Annotated in this window: 13 protein-coding genes; 8 read left to right on the top strand and 5 right to left on the bottom strand. The window is 70.1% G+C overall.

Annotated elements, in window-relative coordinates; genetic code table 11:
- Window positions 1-19 precede the first annotated feature (19 nt).
- Both sufB and NBY69_RS25700 read right to left on the bottom strand, forming a co-directional pair.
- On the bottom strand, window positions 20-1,441 hold the full coding sequence (gene sufB / locus NBY69_RS25705; RefSeq protein WP_250303850.1) for a Fe-S cluster assembly protein SufB: 1,422 nt from the start codon (window positions 1,439-1,441) through the stop codon (window positions 20-22).
- On the bottom strand, window positions 1,438-2,163 hold the full coding sequence (locus NBY69_RS25700) for a metalloregulator ArsR/SmtB family transcription factor (RefSeq protein WP_250303849.1): 726 nt from the start codon (window positions 2,161-2,163) through the stop codon (window positions 1,438-1,440). The genes sufB and NBY69_RS25700 overlap by 4 nt, the downstream gene beginning before the upstream one ends.
- Before the next feature lie 150 nt (window positions 2,164-2,313).
- On the opposite strand from NBY69_RS25700, the gene NBY69_RS25695 reads away from it, so the two are divergent.
- The 3 genes from NBY69_RS25695 to NBY69_RS25685 all read left to right on the top strand — a co-directional run bounded on the left by NBY69_RS25695 (window position 2,314) and on the right by NBY69_RS25685 (window position 5,168).
- Window positions 2,314-3,240 (top strand): ABC transporter ATP-binding protein, encoded by a 927-nt coding sequence (locus NBY69_RS25695; protein WP_250303848.1) that lies wholly within the window; start codon window positions 2,314-2,316, stop codon window positions 3,238-3,240.
- Window positions 3,237-4,067, top strand: a complete 831-nt coding sequence (locus NBY69_RS25690; protein ID WP_250303847.1) for an ABC transporter permease — start codon at window positions 3,237-3,239, stop codon at window positions 4,065-4,067. The genes NBY69_RS25695 and NBY69_RS25690 overlap by 4 nt, the downstream gene beginning before the upstream one ends.
- Before the next feature lie 99 nt (window positions 4,068-4,166).
- Window positions 4,167-5,168 (top strand): heme A synthase, encoded by a 1,002-nt coding sequence (locus NBY69_RS25685; RefSeq protein WP_250303846.1) that lies wholly within the window; start codon window positions 4,167-4,169, stop codon window positions 5,166-5,168.
- Here the strand turns inward: NBY69_RS25685 and NBY69_RS25680 are convergent.
- The 3 genes from NBY69_RS25680 to NBY69_RS25670 form a co-directional block, all read right to left on the bottom strand.
- A complete protein-coding gene (locus NBY69_RS25680; protein ID WP_250303845.1) occupies window positions 5,165-6,271 on the bottom strand; it encodes an amidohydrolase family protein in 1,107 nt (368 codons plus the stop codon). The two genes, NBY69_RS25685 and NBY69_RS25680, sit on opposite strands and share 4 nt — an antisense overlap.
- 80 nt (window positions 6,272-6,351) lie before the next feature.
- Window positions 6,352-6,705, bottom strand: coding sequence for a hypothetical protein (locus NBY69_RS25675; RefSeq protein WP_250303844.1), 354 nt, complete (start codon window positions 6,703-6,705; stop codon window positions 6,352-6,354).
- Between the two features lie 87 nt (window positions 6,706-6,792).
- A complete protein-coding gene (locus NBY69_RS25670; RefSeq protein ID WP_250303843.1) occupies window positions 6,793-7,740 on the bottom strand; it encodes a heme o synthase in 948 nt (315 codons plus the stop codon).
- A gap of 329 nt (window positions 7,741-8,069) precedes the next feature.
- On the opposite strand from NBY69_RS25670, the gene tkt reads away from it, so the two are divergent.
- From tkt to pgl, 5 genes are read left to right on the top strand one after another with little or no spacing between them, the layout of a single operon-like run.
- The gene (tkt, locus tag NBY69_RS25665) at window positions 8,070-10,157 is read left to right on the top strand and encodes a transketolase (RefSeq protein WP_250303842.1); all 2,088 of its coding nucleotides are present in this window, start codon (window positions 8,070-8,072) and stop codon (window positions 10,155-10,157) included.
- Window positions 10,158-10,192: 35 nt separating this feature from the next.
- A complete protein-coding gene (tal, locus tag NBY69_RS25660; protein WP_250303841.1) occupies window positions 10,193-11,311 on the top strand; it encodes a transaldolase in 1,119 nt (372 codons plus the stop codon).
- A gap of 4 nt (window positions 11,312-11,315) precedes the next feature.
- Window positions 11,316-12,839, top strand: a complete 1,524-nt coding sequence (gene zwf / locus NBY69_RS25655; protein WP_250303840.1) for a glucose-6-phosphate dehydrogenase — start codon at window positions 11,316-11,318, stop codon at window positions 12,837-12,839.
- Window positions 12,836-13,867 carry a glucose-6-phosphate dehydrogenase assembly protein OpcA gene (opcA, locus tag NBY69_RS25650; protein ID WP_250303839.1) on the top strand — a complete coding sequence of 344 codons (1,032 nt, stop codon included), beginning with the start codon at window positions 12,836-12,838 and terminating at the stop codon, window positions 13,865-13,867. The genes zwf and opcA overlap by 4 nt, the downstream gene beginning before the upstream one ends.
- Window positions 13,864-14,646: a 6-phosphogluconolactonase gene (gene pgl, locus NBY69_RS25645; protein ID WP_250303838.1), complete on the top strand. Its 783-nt coding sequence runs from the start codon at window positions 13,864-13,866 to the stop codon at window positions 14,644-14,646. Before opcA ends, pgl begins: the two co-directional genes overlap by 4 nt.
- Window positions 14,647-14,705: the final 59 nt, after the last annotated feature.

Below are 14,705 nucleotides of genomic sequence, written 5' to 3'. Positions count from 1 at the left end.
GGAGCGGGGAGGGTGGCGGCTAGCCGACCGATCCCTCCATCTGCAGCTCGATCAGCCGGTTGAGCTCCAGGGCGTACTCCATGGGGAGCTCCTTGGCGATCGGCTCGACGAAGCCGCGCACGATCATCGCCATCGCCTCGAACTCCGTCATACCGCGGCTCATCAGGTAGAAGAGCTGGTCGTCGGAGACCTTGGAGACGGTTGCCTCGTGGCCCATGGACACGTCGTCCTCGCGGACGTCCACGTAGGGGTAGGTGTCCGAGCGGGAGATCGTGTCGACGAGCAGCGCGTCGCACAGGACGTTGGACTTGGAGCCCTCGGCGCCCTCGCCGATCTCGATCAGACCGCGGTAGGAGGTGCGGCCGCCGCCTCGCGCCACCGACTTGGAGACGATGTTGGAGGAGGTGTTCGGTGCCATGTGCACCATCTTGGCGCCGGCGTCCTGGTGCTGGCCCTCGCCCGCGAAGGCGATCGACAGGGTCTCGCCCTTGGCGTGCTCACCCATCAGGTAGACGGCCGGGTACTTCATGGTGACCTTGGAGCCGATGTTGCCGTCGACCCACTCCATGGTCGCGCCCTCGTACGCCACGGCACGCTTGGTGACCAGGTTGTAGACGTTGTTCGACCAGTTCTGGATCGTCGTGTAGCGGCACCGGCCGCCCTTCTTCACGATGATCTCCACGACGGCGCTGTGCAGCGAGTCGGAGGAGTAGATCGGGGCGGTGCAGCCCTCGACGTAGTGGACGTAGGCGTCCTCGTCGACGATGATCAGCGTCCGCTCGAACTGGCCCATGTTCTCCGTGTTGATACGGAAGTAGGCCTGGAGCGGGATCTCGACGTGCACACCCTTCGGCACGTAGATGAAGGAACCACCGGACCAGACGGCCGAGTTCAGCGACGCGAACTTGTTGTCACCGACCGGGATGACCGTGCCGAAGTACTCCTGGAAGAGCTCCGGGTGCTCCTTCAGCGCGGTGTCGGTGTCCATGAAGATGACACCCTGCGCCTCCAGCTCCTCGTTGATCTGGTGGTAGACGACCTCGGACTCGTACTGGGCGGCGACACCCGCGACGAGACGCTGCTTCTCCGCCTCCGGGATGCCGAGCTTGTCGTACGTGTTCTTGATGTCCTCCGGCAGGTCCTCCCAGGACTCGGCCTGCTTCTCGGTGGACCGCACGAAGTACTTGATGTTGTCGAAGTCGATGCCCGACAGGTCGGAGCCCCAGCTCGGCATCGGCTTCTTGCCGAAGAGCTTGAGGCCCTTGAGACGCAGCTTCAGCATCCACTCCGGCTCGTTCTTCTTGGCCGAGATGTCGCGGACGACGGCTTCGGACAGGCCACGCTTGGCCGCGGCACCTGCCACGTCGGGGTCGGCCCAGCCGAATTCGTACGTACCCAGGCCCTCGAGTTCGGGGTGGGCAGTCTCCATGGGGAGAGTCATGCGGGGTTCCTCCCGGCCGTACTGGCGGATGCTGAATCGGTGGTGATCTGATGGGCGGTCTTGGGGATGAACGTCGTACACACCCCGTCGCCGTGGGCGATGGTGGCCAGACGCTGCACATGGGTCCCGAGCAGACGGGAGAAGACCTCGGTCTCCGCCTCGCAGAGCTGCGGGAACTGTTCGGCGACGTGGGCCACCGGGCAGTGGTGCTGGCAGAGCTGCTCACCGACCGGCGCGTTTCGCGCCGTAGCAGCGTACCCGTCGGCGGTCAACGCCTTGGCCAAGGCCTCGGCGCGGCTCTCGGGTGCGGCGGCCTCGATGGCTTCGCGGTACGTCTCGGCCTGCGTGGTGAGCCGGTCACGGGCGAAATCCATGACGGCCTCGTCGCCCGAGTGCCGGGCGATCCAGCGCAGGGCGTCCCCGGCGAGCTTGTCGTAGGACTGCTCGAAGGCGTCCCGGCCGCAGTCGGTGAGCGCGAAGACCTTGGCCGGACGGCCGCGGGTCCGCGCGCCGTACACCCGCTGCTCGCGGGGGACGATCACCTCGTCGGTGACCAGGGCGTCGAGATGGCGGCGGACGGCGGCGGGGGTGAGCCCGAGGCGCCCGGCGAGCTCGGTCACGGTGGACGGGCCGTGGTCCAGGATGGAGCGCGCGACGCGGTTGCGGGTGGACCGCTCACCGGTCGCGAGTTCCTCCTGCGGAGCCTCGCCAACGTATTTCACAACGCCATTGTTGCGTAATTCACCGGCTCGCGACAAGCAGAGATCGCGAACGCCCTCGGTGGCTTCCATCACTTAGGGTCACCTAAACGGGCTCCGGGACGCCCTGCCCCGGGCCCGGCGTCCCCCCGGGCGGTTCGTAGACTCCCCCGTATGAGCACAGATCCCGCCGTTGAGGTCCGCGGCCTCGTCAAGCGGTACGGCGCCAGGACCGCGGTGGACGGCCTGGACCTCACGGTCGGCACCGGCACCGTCACCGCGGTCCTCGGGCCGAACGGCGCAGGCAAGACCACCACCGTCGAGACCTGCGAGGGATACCGCCGCGCCGACGCCGGCACCGTGCGGGTCCTCGGCCTCGACCCGGTGGCCGACGCCGCGCGGCTCCGCCCGCGGATCGGTGTGATGCTCCAGTCGGGTGGTGTCTACCCCGGCGCCCACGCCGCCGAGATGCTCCACCACACGGCCCGGCTGCACGCCCACCCGCTGGACGTGGACACCCTGATCGAGCGGCTCGGGCTGACGGACTGCGGCCGTACGACGTACCGCAGGCTCTCCGGCGGCCAGCAGCAGCGGCTCGCCCTGGCGATGGCCGTGGTCGGCCGCCCCGAGCTGGTCTTCCTCGACGAGCCGACCGCGGGCCTGGACCCGCAGGCCCGCAGGTCCACCTGGGATCTCGTACGGGAGCTGCGCGCCGACGGCGTGACCACCGTGCTCACCACCCACTTCATGGACGAGGCCGAGGAGCTCGCCGACGACGTCGTGATCATCGACGCCGGCCGGGCCGTCGCCCACGACTCCCCCGACGCCCTGTGCCGCGGCGGCGCGGAGAACAGCCTGCGCTTCAGCGGACGGCCGGGGCTCGACCTGGGCTCGCTGCTCAAGGCTCTCCCGGACGGCACCCAGGCCGCCGAACCGGCCTCGGGCCACTACCGGATCACCGGCACCGTCGACCCGCAGCTGCTGGCCACCGTCACCTCCTGGTGCGCCCAGAACGGCGTGATGCCGGACCGGATCTCCGTCGAGCGCCACACACTCGAAGACGTCTTCCTGGAACTGACCGGCAAGGAGCTGCGCGCATGAGCGCCGGTACGGCTGCATCCCCGCGATCCCCGCGCCGGGACGGAACCACGTCGACGTACGCCCCCCGGCCGGGGGCGGCGCCGCTCCCCCGCATGATTGCGGCGCAGACGGTCTTCGAGACGAAGATGCTGCTGCGCAACGGCGAGCAGCTGCTCCTCACCGTGATCATCCCGTCGCTGCTGCTCGTCCTCTTCTCCGCGGTCGACATCGTCGCCGTACCCACGGACACCGCGGGCGGCGCGGGCAGGTCCGTCGACTTCCTGGCCCCCGGGATCCTCGCGCTCGCCGTGATGTCCACGGCCTTCACCGGACAGGCCATCGCGACCGGCTTCGAGCGCAGGTACGGGGTGCTCAAGCGGCTCGGCGCGTCCCCGCTGCCGCGCTGGGCGCTGATGACCGCCAAGACGCTGTCCGTCCTGGTCACCGAGGTCCTGCAGATCGTCCTGCTGACGGTGATCGCTCTCGCGCTCGGCTGGTCGCCGCACGGCAACCCGTTCGCCGTCCTGCTGCTGCTCGTCCTCGGTACGGCCGCCTTCTCCGGCCTGGGGCTCCTGATGGCCGGGACCCTCAAGGCGGAGGCCACCCTGGCCGCCGCCAATCTGGTCTTCCTGCTGCTGCTCGTCGGGGGCGGGGTCATCGTTCCGATGGACAAGTTCCCCGGCGGCGTCAGGTCCGTACTGGAACTGCTGCCGATCTCGGCGCTCTCGGACGGACTGCGCGACGTGCTCCAGCACGGGGCCTCGATGCCCTGGGGCGACCTGGGGATCCTCGTGGTGTGGGCGGTGCTCGGGCTGGGCGCGGCTGCCCGGTTCTTCCGCTGGGAATAGTCCGGTCCCCGGCTGGGAACAGTCCGGCCGAAGCAGCCCGGAGTGGGTGAAAGCCCCCCTCGTGAAAGTACGCACAAGCGCCCGGCCTACGATGTCCCCGTGCCGAAATTGACTCGCGCCGAAGCCGCTGGCGCCGTGCGCAACCCGCTCGCCTTCATCGCCGAACGCTGGACTCCGGCGCCCCGGACCGTCCAGCGGGCCGCCATGTCGGCCCTGGTGATGGCGGTGGTGATCGTCGTGACCGGCGGCGCCGTGCGGCTCACCGGGTCCGGGCTCGGCTGCCCGACCTGGCCCAAGTGCACCGACCAGAGCCTCACCGCGACCAGCGAGATGGGCCTCCACGGCGCCATCGAGTTCTCCAACCGGATGCTGACGTACGTACTGTGCGCGGCGGTCGGCTGGGCGATCATCGCGGCCCGCTCGGCGAAGCCGTGGCGGCGTCCGGTGACGCGGCTCGGCTGGGCCCAGTTCTGGGTGGTCATGGGCAATGCGGTGCTCGGCGGCGTCGTGGTGCTGGTCGGCCTCAACCCGTACACGGTGGCCGCCCACTTCCTGCTCTCCACCGGGCTGATCACGGTCGCCGTACTGACCTGGCAGCGCACCCGCGAGGGTGACGGCGCCCCGCGCCCCCTCGTGGGCAAGGCGGTCGCCCAGCTGACCTGGCTGCTCACCGTCGCGGCGGGTCTGCTGATCGCGGTCGGTACGGTCGTCTCCGGTGCGGGCCGGCACGCGGGCGACTCCAGCGAGGTGGAACGCATCCCCGTCGACTGGTCGATGATCGCCCAGCTGCACGCGGATCTGGCCTGGGTCGTGGTGGCGCTCACCGTGGCGCTCTGGTTCGTACTGAAGGCGGTGGACGCACCGGTCGGGCCGCTCCACCGGGCCCGTGACCTCTTCCTGGTGCTGATGGCGCAGGGCGTGATCGGTTATGTCCAGTACTTCACCCACACCCCCGAGATCCTGGTCGGGATCCACATGTTCGGCGCCACACTGGTGTGGATCGGCGTGATGCGCGTCCTGCTGTCGCTGCGCGAGCGCCCGCACACCACCGGGGCCGGGATCCCCGCCCAGCCCGAGGACGCGGCACTCGCCGGCGTCTAACCGGTCGATGGGGCGGGGTCCCGCCCCTCCAGGCCGTAGACGCGGCGGGCGTTGCCCGCCGCGATCATCCCGGCCACACGTAACGCGTCCGTACGCGACCAGGCCCCGTCGGCCACCCAGCCGCCCAGCGCCTGCTCCAGGGCGTCGTGGAACAGCCGCGCGCCCACCACGTACAGCTCGGGCAGCCCCCGGGCGCCGGTGGAGAACAGCAGCTTCCCGAAGGGCGCGAGCTCAAGGATCTCCGCGAGCACGGCGGCGGCCCGCACCCCCGTGTGGGCGAGGGCCGGGCCGAGGTCGGCGTACACATGCGGGTGGACGCTCGCCAGATGGGCGACCTGCCGGTGGTACGGATAGCCGTGCAGCAGCACCAGATCCGTGCCGAGGCCTGTCGCCGCAGCGATGAAGTCACCGAGCAGCAGCGGGTCGCTCACGCCGATGTGCAGCTGGAGAGGGCGCCCGGTGGCGACCGCGTTCCACAGGAGGTGGCGCCGGAGCACCGGATCGGTGAGCCTGCCCCCGACCTGGCGGCCCGCCAGCCAGCGCCCGGCGGCACCGCGGACCTCACCGGGTCCTGGCGGGTCGGCTGCCGGTGCGATTCCCTGCTCCAGCGGAGCGACCGCGGTGAAGGCGACCGCGGAACCGGCCGCTCCGTGCACGGCCTCGGCCAGATTGGCGAGGAAGGACTCGACGGTGCCAGAGGTGTCGGCGACCTGCTCGGCGAGCAGTTCCAGACGGACGGTCTCGTGGGCCTCGGCCGCGCCCGCCGCCGCCATCTCCTGCGGCCTCATGAGGTCACCCGGCAGCCCGGTGTCCACCAGAAAGGTGGTGATCCCGCTGCCGCGCAGCAGCCGTCTCCCCACCTCCAGCACGCCGAGTTCCCGGCGGCGGGCCAGGTAGCGGGCGGGCGGGCAGTGCGGTTCGAGGTCGAGCAGCGGCGGACACCAGCGCCGTACGGCGAAGCCGGTCTGGGTGTCGAAGAAGGTGGTGCCGGGGGCGGGCGGCCCCGGAGTCCTGCCGAGGTACGCCTCGAAGGTGCCGAGGCCGAGTTCCGTCCGGAGCACTCCGTGGCAGTACTGGTCCACCAGGGAAGGTGTCTCGATCATCCGGGGCCTCCGCTTCGGACTGTTCTCCTTCAGTCCTAACGGGAGAAGGCACCCTCAGGTGTTGCCCTCAGCCGGTGCCCTCAGCTGTTGCCCGAGCCACCGAGCTGGATGCCCGCCATCCGCTTCCACTCGTACGGGCCGGTGCGGACCTTGGCCGCGAACTCCCCGTCGAAGGATTCGTGGACGGTGACCCCGGCCTTCTCGGCGGCGCTCTGCGCCACGGCGTACGACGGGGCCATCAGGTCACCCCAGTCGCCGTCCTCGCCCACCAGCACGATGCGGGCCCCGCGCCGTCCGATGTACGCGAGCTGCGCCTCGGCGCCGCCGTGCGCCCGGCCGAAGGCCTGGATCTGCTTGGCGAGCCTGGCCGTCCTGCGCTCGGCCCTGGCGTCGTGCTTCTCGTCAGCGTTCTCGTCAACCTGAGTCTCTGCCATGGCCGCACACTACTCGCGAGTAGGAGCGGGGGCGACGGTCGGGTGACGTGGTGTGGGCCACTGACGCGCCGGCCCCGACGCGGACAGCTAGCGCAGGAAGGGGTCCACCGCGACGGCCACGAAGAGCAGCGACACATAGGTGATGGACCAGTGGAACAGCCGCATCTCCTTGAGCTTGACGCCCGTGACGCCGTTGTTGGCCCGCGACCGCAGCGCGTGCGCCTCCCGGAGCCAGAAGCCGCCCGCGAGCACGGCCACCACGGTGTAGAGCCAGCCGGTGTAGCCGAGCGGGGTCAGCAGCAGCGAGACGGCGACCATCACCCAGCTGTAGATCACGATCTGCCGGGCCACGACCTGGTTGGTCGCGATGACGGGCAGCATCGGGACACCGGCGCGCGCGTAGTCGTCCTTGACCTTCATGGACAGCGGCCAGTAGTGCGGCGGCGTCCAGAAGAACATGACGAGGAAGAGGATGACCGGGGCCCACGACATCGAGTCGGTGACGGACGACCAGCCGATGAGCACCGGCATGCAGCCCGCGATGCCGCCCCAGACGATGTTCTGCGAGGTACGGCGCTTGAGGATCATCGTGTAGATGACGACGTAGAAGAGGAGTGCGCCCAGCGAGAGCGCCGCCGACAGCCAGTTGACGAGCAGGCCGAACCACAGCGTGGAGAACACGGCGAGCGTGAAGGCGAAGACCAGGCACTCGCGCGGGGACACCATTCCGGTGATCAGCGGGCGCTGCGACGTGCGGTCCATCACGGCGTCGATGTCGCGGTCGATGTACATGTTGAACGCGTTGGCGCCGCCGGCGGACAGATATCCGCCCACGCAGGTCACCAGAACGAGCCACAGATTGGGGACGCCCTGCTTCGCCAGGAACATCACCGGAACGGTGGTGATCAGCAGCAGTTCGATGATCCGCGGCTTGGTCAGCGCCACAAAAGCCTTGACACGGGCCCCGAATGGCCGACGGGCCCCCGGGCTGGGAGTCAGGACGACCCCTGCGGGTCGGGACTCGACGGCCGTCACGTACACCCCTGACAGAGAATTTCCCAGCAAGTTCCGGCCGTGAAGGCGCGGTAAAGACTTGCGCGTACCACGCCACTCTAAACGCTGCCCCTACGTCGCCCTCCCCGGGGGTGGGGTCGTGTTGAGGCCGTTGCCCGCACCCGGGATGCATGGGGAGAACCGTCTTCCGACGGGCGAACCGACGCGCCCGACCGCACCCTGGGAAGTGTCTGTCTTCCGCCGCGGGGAACTCGAAAAGACGGGCGTTGCCACAGGGGTAGGCTCGACAACGCCCGGACACATCGACCGTCACCGGGAAACACATATCTGGAGAGGAGCCCTGACCCAGGGTGAGCACCAAGCCGACCACCACTGATTTCGAGTGGACCGAAACGGACCAGCGGGCCGTCGACACCGCCCGCGTTCTGGCCGCGGACGCCGTACAGAAGGTCGGCAACGGCCATCCCGGTACGGCCATGAGCCTGGCCCCGGCCGCGTACACCCTCTTCCAGAAGGTGATGCGCCACGACCCCGCCGACCCCGAGTGGGCCGGCCGTGACCGGTTCGTCCTCTCCGCGGGCCACTCGTCGCTGACCCTGTACACCCAGCTCTACCTGGCCGGGTTCGGCCTGGAGCTGGACGACCTCAAGGCGTTCCGCACCTGGGGCTCGAAGACCCCGGGGCACCCGGAGTACGGGCACACCGCCGGTGTCGAGACCACCACCGGCCCGCTGGGCCAGGGTGTCGCCAACGCGGTGGGCATGGCCATGGCCGCCCGCTACGAGCGCGGTCTCTTCGACCCGGAGGCGGCCCCCGGCACCTCCCCGTTCGACCACTTCGTCTACGCGATCGCCGGCGACGGCTGCCTCCAGGAGGGCATCTCCGCGGAGGCGTCCTCGCTCGCGGGCCACCAGAAGCTCGGCAACCTCGTCCTGCTGTGGGACGACAACCACATCTCCATCGAGGGTGACACCGAGACCGCGGTCTCGGAGGACACCTGCGCGCGGTACGAGGCGTACGGCTGGCACGTCCAGCGCGTCGCGCCCCAGGCGAACGGCGACCTCGACCCGGCGGCCCTGTACGCGGCGATCGAGGCGGCCAAGGCCGAGACCGGGCGCCCTTCGTTCATCGCGATGCGCTCGATCATCGCCTGGCCCGCCCCGCACGCCCAGAACACCGAGGCCGCGCACGGCTCGGCGCTCGGCGACGAAGAGGTCGCCGCGACCAAGAAGGTCCTCGGGTTCGACCCGGAGAAGTCCTTCGAGGTGTCCGACGAGGTCGTGGCGCACACCCGCGCGGCGCTCGACCGCGGCCGTGAGGCCAAGGGCGAGTGGGAGAAGACCCTCGCCGCCTGGCGCACCGCCAACCCGGAGCGTGCCGCGGAGTTCGACCGGATCAGCGCGGGCGAGCTGCCCGCGGGCTGGACGGACCACCTCCCCGCGTTCGAGGCCGGTCAGCCGGTCGCCACGCGCGCCGCTTCCGGCAAGGTGCTCCAGGCACTGGGCGGGATCGTTCCCGAGCTGTGGGGCGGCTCCGCCGACCTCGCGGGCTCGAACAACACCACCATCGACAAGACGTCGTCGTTCCTGCCGGCGGGCAACCCGCTGCCGGGCGCCGACCCGTACGGCCGCACGGTCCACTTCGGCATCCGCGAGCACTCCATGGCCGCGGCCATGAACGGCATCGCGCTGCACGGCCACACCCGTATCTACGGCGGCACCTTCCTGGTGTTCTCCGACTACATGCGTAACGCGGTCCGGCTCTCCGCTCTGATGCACCTGCCGGTCACCTACGTATGGACGCACGACTCGATCGGTCTCGGCGAGGACGGCCCGACGCACCAGCCGGTGGAGCACCTGGCCTCGCTGCGTGCCATCCCCGGTCTGAACGTCGTCCGCCCCGCGGACGCCAACGAGACCGTGATCGCCTGGCGCGAGATCCTCCAGCGCCACACCAAGGAGTTCGGCAAGGGCGCCCCGCACGGCCTGGCGCTGACCCGTCAGGGTGTGCCGACGTACGAGGCGAACGAGGACGCGGCCAAGGGCGGTTACGTCCTCCTCGACGCCGAGGGCGGCGACGCCCGGGTCGTGCTGATCGGCACCGGCTCCGAGGTCCACCTGGCCGTGCAGGCGCGCGAGCAGCTCCAGGCCGCGGGGATCCCGACCCGGGTGGTCTCGATGCCCTCGGTCGAGTGGTTCGAGGAGCAGGACCAGGCCTACCGCGACTCGGTGCTGCCGCCGGCCGTCAAGGCGCGGGTGGCGGTCGAGGCCGGTATCGGTCTGACCTGGCACCGCTTCGTGGGTGACGCGGGACGGATCGTGTCGCTGGAGCACTTCGGTGCGTCCGCCGACGCCAAGGTCCTGTTCCGCGAGTTCGGCTTCACCGCCGAGGCCGTGGCCGCCGCTGCCCGGGAATCTCTCGAAGCCGCCGCACGCTGACGCTTCTATACAGACAAGTAGGAGATGCAACTCTCATGACAGACGCACTCAAGCGCCTCTCCGACGCAGGCGTCGCGATCTGGCTCGACGACCTTTCGCGCAAGCGCATCACGTCCGGCAACCTCGCCGAGCTGATCGACCAGCAGCACGTGGTGGGTGTCACCACCAACCCGTCGATCTTCCAGAAGGCGATCTCCCAGGGCGACGGTTACGACCAGCAGCTCACGGACCTCGCGGCCCGCAAGGTCACCGTCGAGGAAGCCATCCGCATGATCACGACGGCGGACGTCCGGGACGCGGCCGACATCCTGCGCCCGGTCTTCGACGCCACGCAGGGCCAGGACGGCCGGGTCTCCATCGAGGTCGACCCGCGTCTCGCGCACCACACCACGGCCACCATCGCCGAGGCCAAGCAGCTCGCCTGGCTGGTGGACCGCCCGAACACGCTCATCAAGATCCCGGCGACGAAGGCGGGCCTGCCCGCCATCACCGAGACCATCGGCCGGGGCATCAGCGTCAACGTCACGCTGATCTTCTCGCTGGAGCGCTACCGCGCGGTCATGGACGCCTACCTGGCGGGTCTGGAGAAGGCCAAGGCCGCGGGCCTGGACCTCTCGAAGATCCACTCGGTCGCCTCCTTCTTCGTGTCCCGGGTGGACACCGAGATCGACAAGCGGCTGGACGCCCTGGGCACCGACGAGGCCAAGGCACTCAAGGGCAAGGCCGCCGTCGCCAACGCGCGTCTCGCGTACGAGGCGTACGAGGAGGTCTTCTCCTCCGACCGCTGGACCGCGCTCGACAAGGCGCAGGCCAACAAGCAGCGTCCGCTGTGGGCCTCGACCGGTGTCAAGGACCCGTCGTACCGGGACACGATGTACGTCGTGGACCTGGTCGCGCCCAACACGGTGAACACCATGCCGGAGGCGACGCTCGACGCGACCGCCGACCACGGCGAGGTCACCGGCAACACCGTCTCCGGCACCTACGAGCAGGCTCGCGCCGACCTCGGTGCGGTGGAGAAGCTCGGGATCTCGTACGACGATGTCGTACAGGTCCTGGAGGACGAGGGCGTCGAGAAGTTCGAGGCCTCCTGGATCGACCTGCTCAAGTCCACTGAGGCAGAGCTCGCACGCCTCGCCCCTTCGGAGGGCTGAAACCTTGTCAAGCAGCAACCCGCTGCGTGACGCTGCGGACCGACGGCTCCCGCGTATCGCGGGGCCGTCGGGCCTGGTCATTTTTGGCGTCACGGGTGATTTGTCCCGTAAAAAGCTGATGCCCGCCGTCTACGACCTGGCCAATCGCGGCCTGCTGCCGCCGGGCTTCTCGCTCATCGGCTTCGCGCGCCGCGACTGGGAGGACGAGGACTTCGCCCAGGTCGTCCACGACTCGGTCAAGGAACACGCGCGCACGCCCTTCCGCGAGGAGGTCTGGCAGCAGCTGATCCAGGGCATGCGCTTCGTCCAGGGCGACTTCGACGACGACACCGCGTTCGCCACGCTCAAGTCGACCATCGAGGAGCTCGACAAGCAGCAGGGCACCGGAGGCAACTTCGCCTTCTACCTGTCCGTGCCGCCGAAGTTCTTCCCCAAGGTCGTCCAGCAGCTCAAGAAGCACGGGCTGGCCGACCAGCGGGACGGATCCTGGCGCCGCGCGGTCATCGAGAAGCCGTTCGGCCACGACCTGAAGAGCGCCCAGGAGCTCAACAAGGTCGTGCACGAGGTCTTCCCGCCGCACGAGGTCTTCCGGATCGACCACTACCTCGGCAAGGAGACCGTCCAGAACATCCTGGCGCTCCGCTTCGCCAACACCCTCTTCGAACCCATCTGGAACCGGTCCTATGTCGACCACGTCCAGATCACCATGGCCGAGGACATCGGCATCGGCGGCCGGGCCGGGTACTACGACGGCATCGGCGCGGCCCGTGACGTCATCCAGAACCACCTGCTCCAGCTGCTCGCGCTGACCGCGATGGAGGAGCCCGCCTCCTTCGACGCCCAGGCGCTGGTGGCCGAGAAGACCAAGGTCCTCGGTGCCGTCAGGCTGCCCAAGGACCTCGGCAAGGAGACCGTACGCGGTCAGTACGCCGCGGGCTGGCAGGGCGGCGAGCAGGCCGTCGGCTACCTCCAGGAAGACGGCATCGACCCCAGGTCGACGACCGACACCTACGCCGCGGTGCGGCTGGAGATCGACAACCGCCGCTGGGCGGGCGTCCCCTTCTACCTGCGTACCGGCAAGCGGCTGGGCCGTCGCGTCACCGAGATCGCGGTCGTCTTCCAGCGCGCGCCGCACTCCCCCTTCGACCACACGGCGACGGAGGAGCTGGGCCAGAACGCGATCGTCATCCGGGTGCAGCCCGACGAGGGCATCACGATGCGGTTCGGGTCCAAGGTGCCCGGCACCTCGATGGAGATCCGCGACGTGTCGATGGACTTCGCGTACGGCGAGTCCTTCACGGAGTCCAGCCCCGAGGCGTACGAGCGGCTCATCCTCGATGTGCTGCTCGGCGACTCGAACCTCTTCCCGCGCCTGGAGGAGGTCGAGCTGTCCTGGCGGATCCTCGACCCGATCGAGGAGTACTGGGACACCCACGGCAAGCCCGCACAGTACGAGTCGGGCACCTGGGGACCGGCCGAGGCGGACGAAATGCTCGCACGCGAAGGACGGAGCTGGCGTCGCCCATGAAAATCGATCTGACGGAAACCACGGCCAGCAAGGTCAACAAGGCACTGGTGGAGGGGCGTCGCGCGGTCGGCACCCCCGCCGTCGGCATGGTGCTGACCCTCGTCATCGTCACCGACGAGGAGAACGCCTACGACGCGCTGAAGGCGGCCAACGAAGCGTCGCGCGAGCACCCCTCGCGCATGCTGGTCGTCGTCAAACGCGCCTCCCGCTCGCCCCGTGACCGGGCCACGGCCCGGCTCGACGCCGAGATCAGGGTCGGTGCGGACGCGGGCACCGGCGAGACGGTCGTCCTGCGGATGTACGGCGAGGTGCTGCACCACGCCCAGTCGGTGGTCCTGCCGCTGCTGCTGCCGGACGCCCCCGTGGTGGTCTGGTGGCCGGTGAACGCGCCGCTCGACCCGGCCAAGGACCCGCTCGGCGCGCTGGCCCAGCGCCGGGTCACCGACTCGTACGCGGCCGAGCAGCCCATCAACGAGCTGTCCGCCCGCGCCGCCGCCTACACCCCGGGCGACACGGACCTGGCCTGGTCGCGCATCACCCCCTGGCGCTCGATGCTCGCCGCGGCGCTCGACCAGGTGCCGAGCCGGGTGACCGGGGTCGAGGTGGAGGGTGAGGAGTTCAACCCGAGCTGTGAGCTGCTCGCGATGTGGCTCGCCGACCGTCTCGACGTGCCGGTGATCCGCTCCGTGTCGGCCGGCCCCGGCCTCACCGCCGTACGGATGCAGACGGACCACGGCGAGATCGTGCTGGACCGCCCGGACGGCTCGCTGGCCACCCTCTGCATGGCGGGCCAGCCGGACCGCGCGGTGGCACTGAAGCGGCGGGAGACCTCGGAGCTGCTCGCGGAGGAGCTGCGCAGGCTGGACCCGGACGACACCTATGCGGCGGCGCTGAAGTTCGGCGTGGACCGGCTTGCCGAGCCCGCGCCGAAGAGCGCCGCGTCCGGGAGCGCGCCCGCCGTGGACGATGCTCCGAAGGCCGCTCCCGCGTCGAAGAAGGCGCCGGCCAAGAAGGCGGCGTCGAAGTGACTGCTCCGCAGCTCGTCGTCCACCGCGACAAGGAGCTGATGGCGCAGGCCGCGGCGGCCCGACTGATCACCAAGATCGTGGACGCCCAGGCCGCCCGCGGCTCCGCCTCGGTGGTGCTCACCGGTGGGCGCAACGGCAACGGGCTGCTCGCGGCCCTCGCCGAGGCGCCCGCCCGGGACGCCGTCGACTGGTCGCGGATCGACCTGTGGTGGGGCGACGAGCGTTTCCTCCCGGAGGGCGACCCGGAACGGAACATCACCCAGGCCCGAGCGGCGCTGCTCGACTCGGTGGGTGTGGACCCCGCGCGGGTGCACGCCATGGCCGCTTCGGACGGTCCGCACGGCAGCGACGTGGAGGCCGCCGCCGCGGCGTACGCCGCGGAGCTGGCCACTGCCGCCGGTCCCGGGGACCACGGCGGGGTTCCGGCGTTCGACGTGCTGATGCTCGGGGTGGGCCCGGACGCGCACGTGGCCTCGCTCTTCCCCGAACTCCCGGCCGTACGGGAGTCCGTGCGCACGGTCGTCGGTGTGCACGGCGCACCCAAGCCCCCGCCCACCCGCATCTCGCTGACGCTGCCCGCCATCCGGGCGGCACACGAGGTGTGGCTGCTCGCCGCGGGCGAGGACAAGGCCGGGGCCGCGGCCCTCGCACTGTCCGGGACCGGGGAGATCCAGGCCCCGGCCGCGGGCGCGTACGGCCTCAGCAGGACACTGTGGCTGCTCGACTCGGCAGCGGCTTCCCAGCTGCCGCCGCAGCTCTACGCACCGGCCACGGCCTAGCACCGCGTACATGGGACCGGCCCGCACCCTTGAGGGGGTGCGGGCCGGTCCCTTTTGCC

Origin of the sequence: Streptomyces sp. A 4/2, from assembly GCF_940670765.1 — a bacterium.
Lineage (GTDB): Bacteria > Actinomycetota > Actinomycetes > Streptomycetales > Streptomycetaceae > Streptomyces.
Note: the sequence above shows the minus strand (reverse complement) of the source record. Positions and strands in the feature narration are given on the sequence as shown.

Coding starts and splice junctions, on each gene's coding strand:
- sufB (WP_250303850.1), bottom strand. CDS start 1,441: ATGACTCTCCCCATGGAGACTGCCCACCCCGAACTCGAGGGCCTGGGT.
- NBY69_RS25695 (WP_250303848.1), top strand. CDS start 2,314: ATGAGCACAGATCCCGCCGTTGAGGTCCGCGGCCTCGTCAAGCGGTAC.
- NBY69_RS25690 (WP_250303847.1), top strand. CDS start 3,237: ATGAGCGCCGGTACGGCTGCATCCCCGCGATCCCCGCGCCGGGACGGA.
- NBY69_RS25680 (WP_250303845.1), bottom strand. CDS start 6,271: ATGATCGAGACACCTTCCCTGGTGGACCAGTACTGCCACGGAGTGCTC.
- NBY69_RS25675 (WP_250303844.1), bottom strand. CDS start 6,705: ATGGCAGAGACTCAGGTTGACGAGAACGCTGACGAGAAGCACGACGCC.
- tal (WP_250303841.1), top strand. CDS start 10,193: ATGACAGACGCACTCAAGCGCCTCTCCGACGCAGGCGTCGCGATCTGG.
- opcA (WP_250303839.1), top strand. CDS start 12,836: ATGAAAATCGATCTGACGGAAACCACGGCCAGCAAGGTCAACAAGGCA.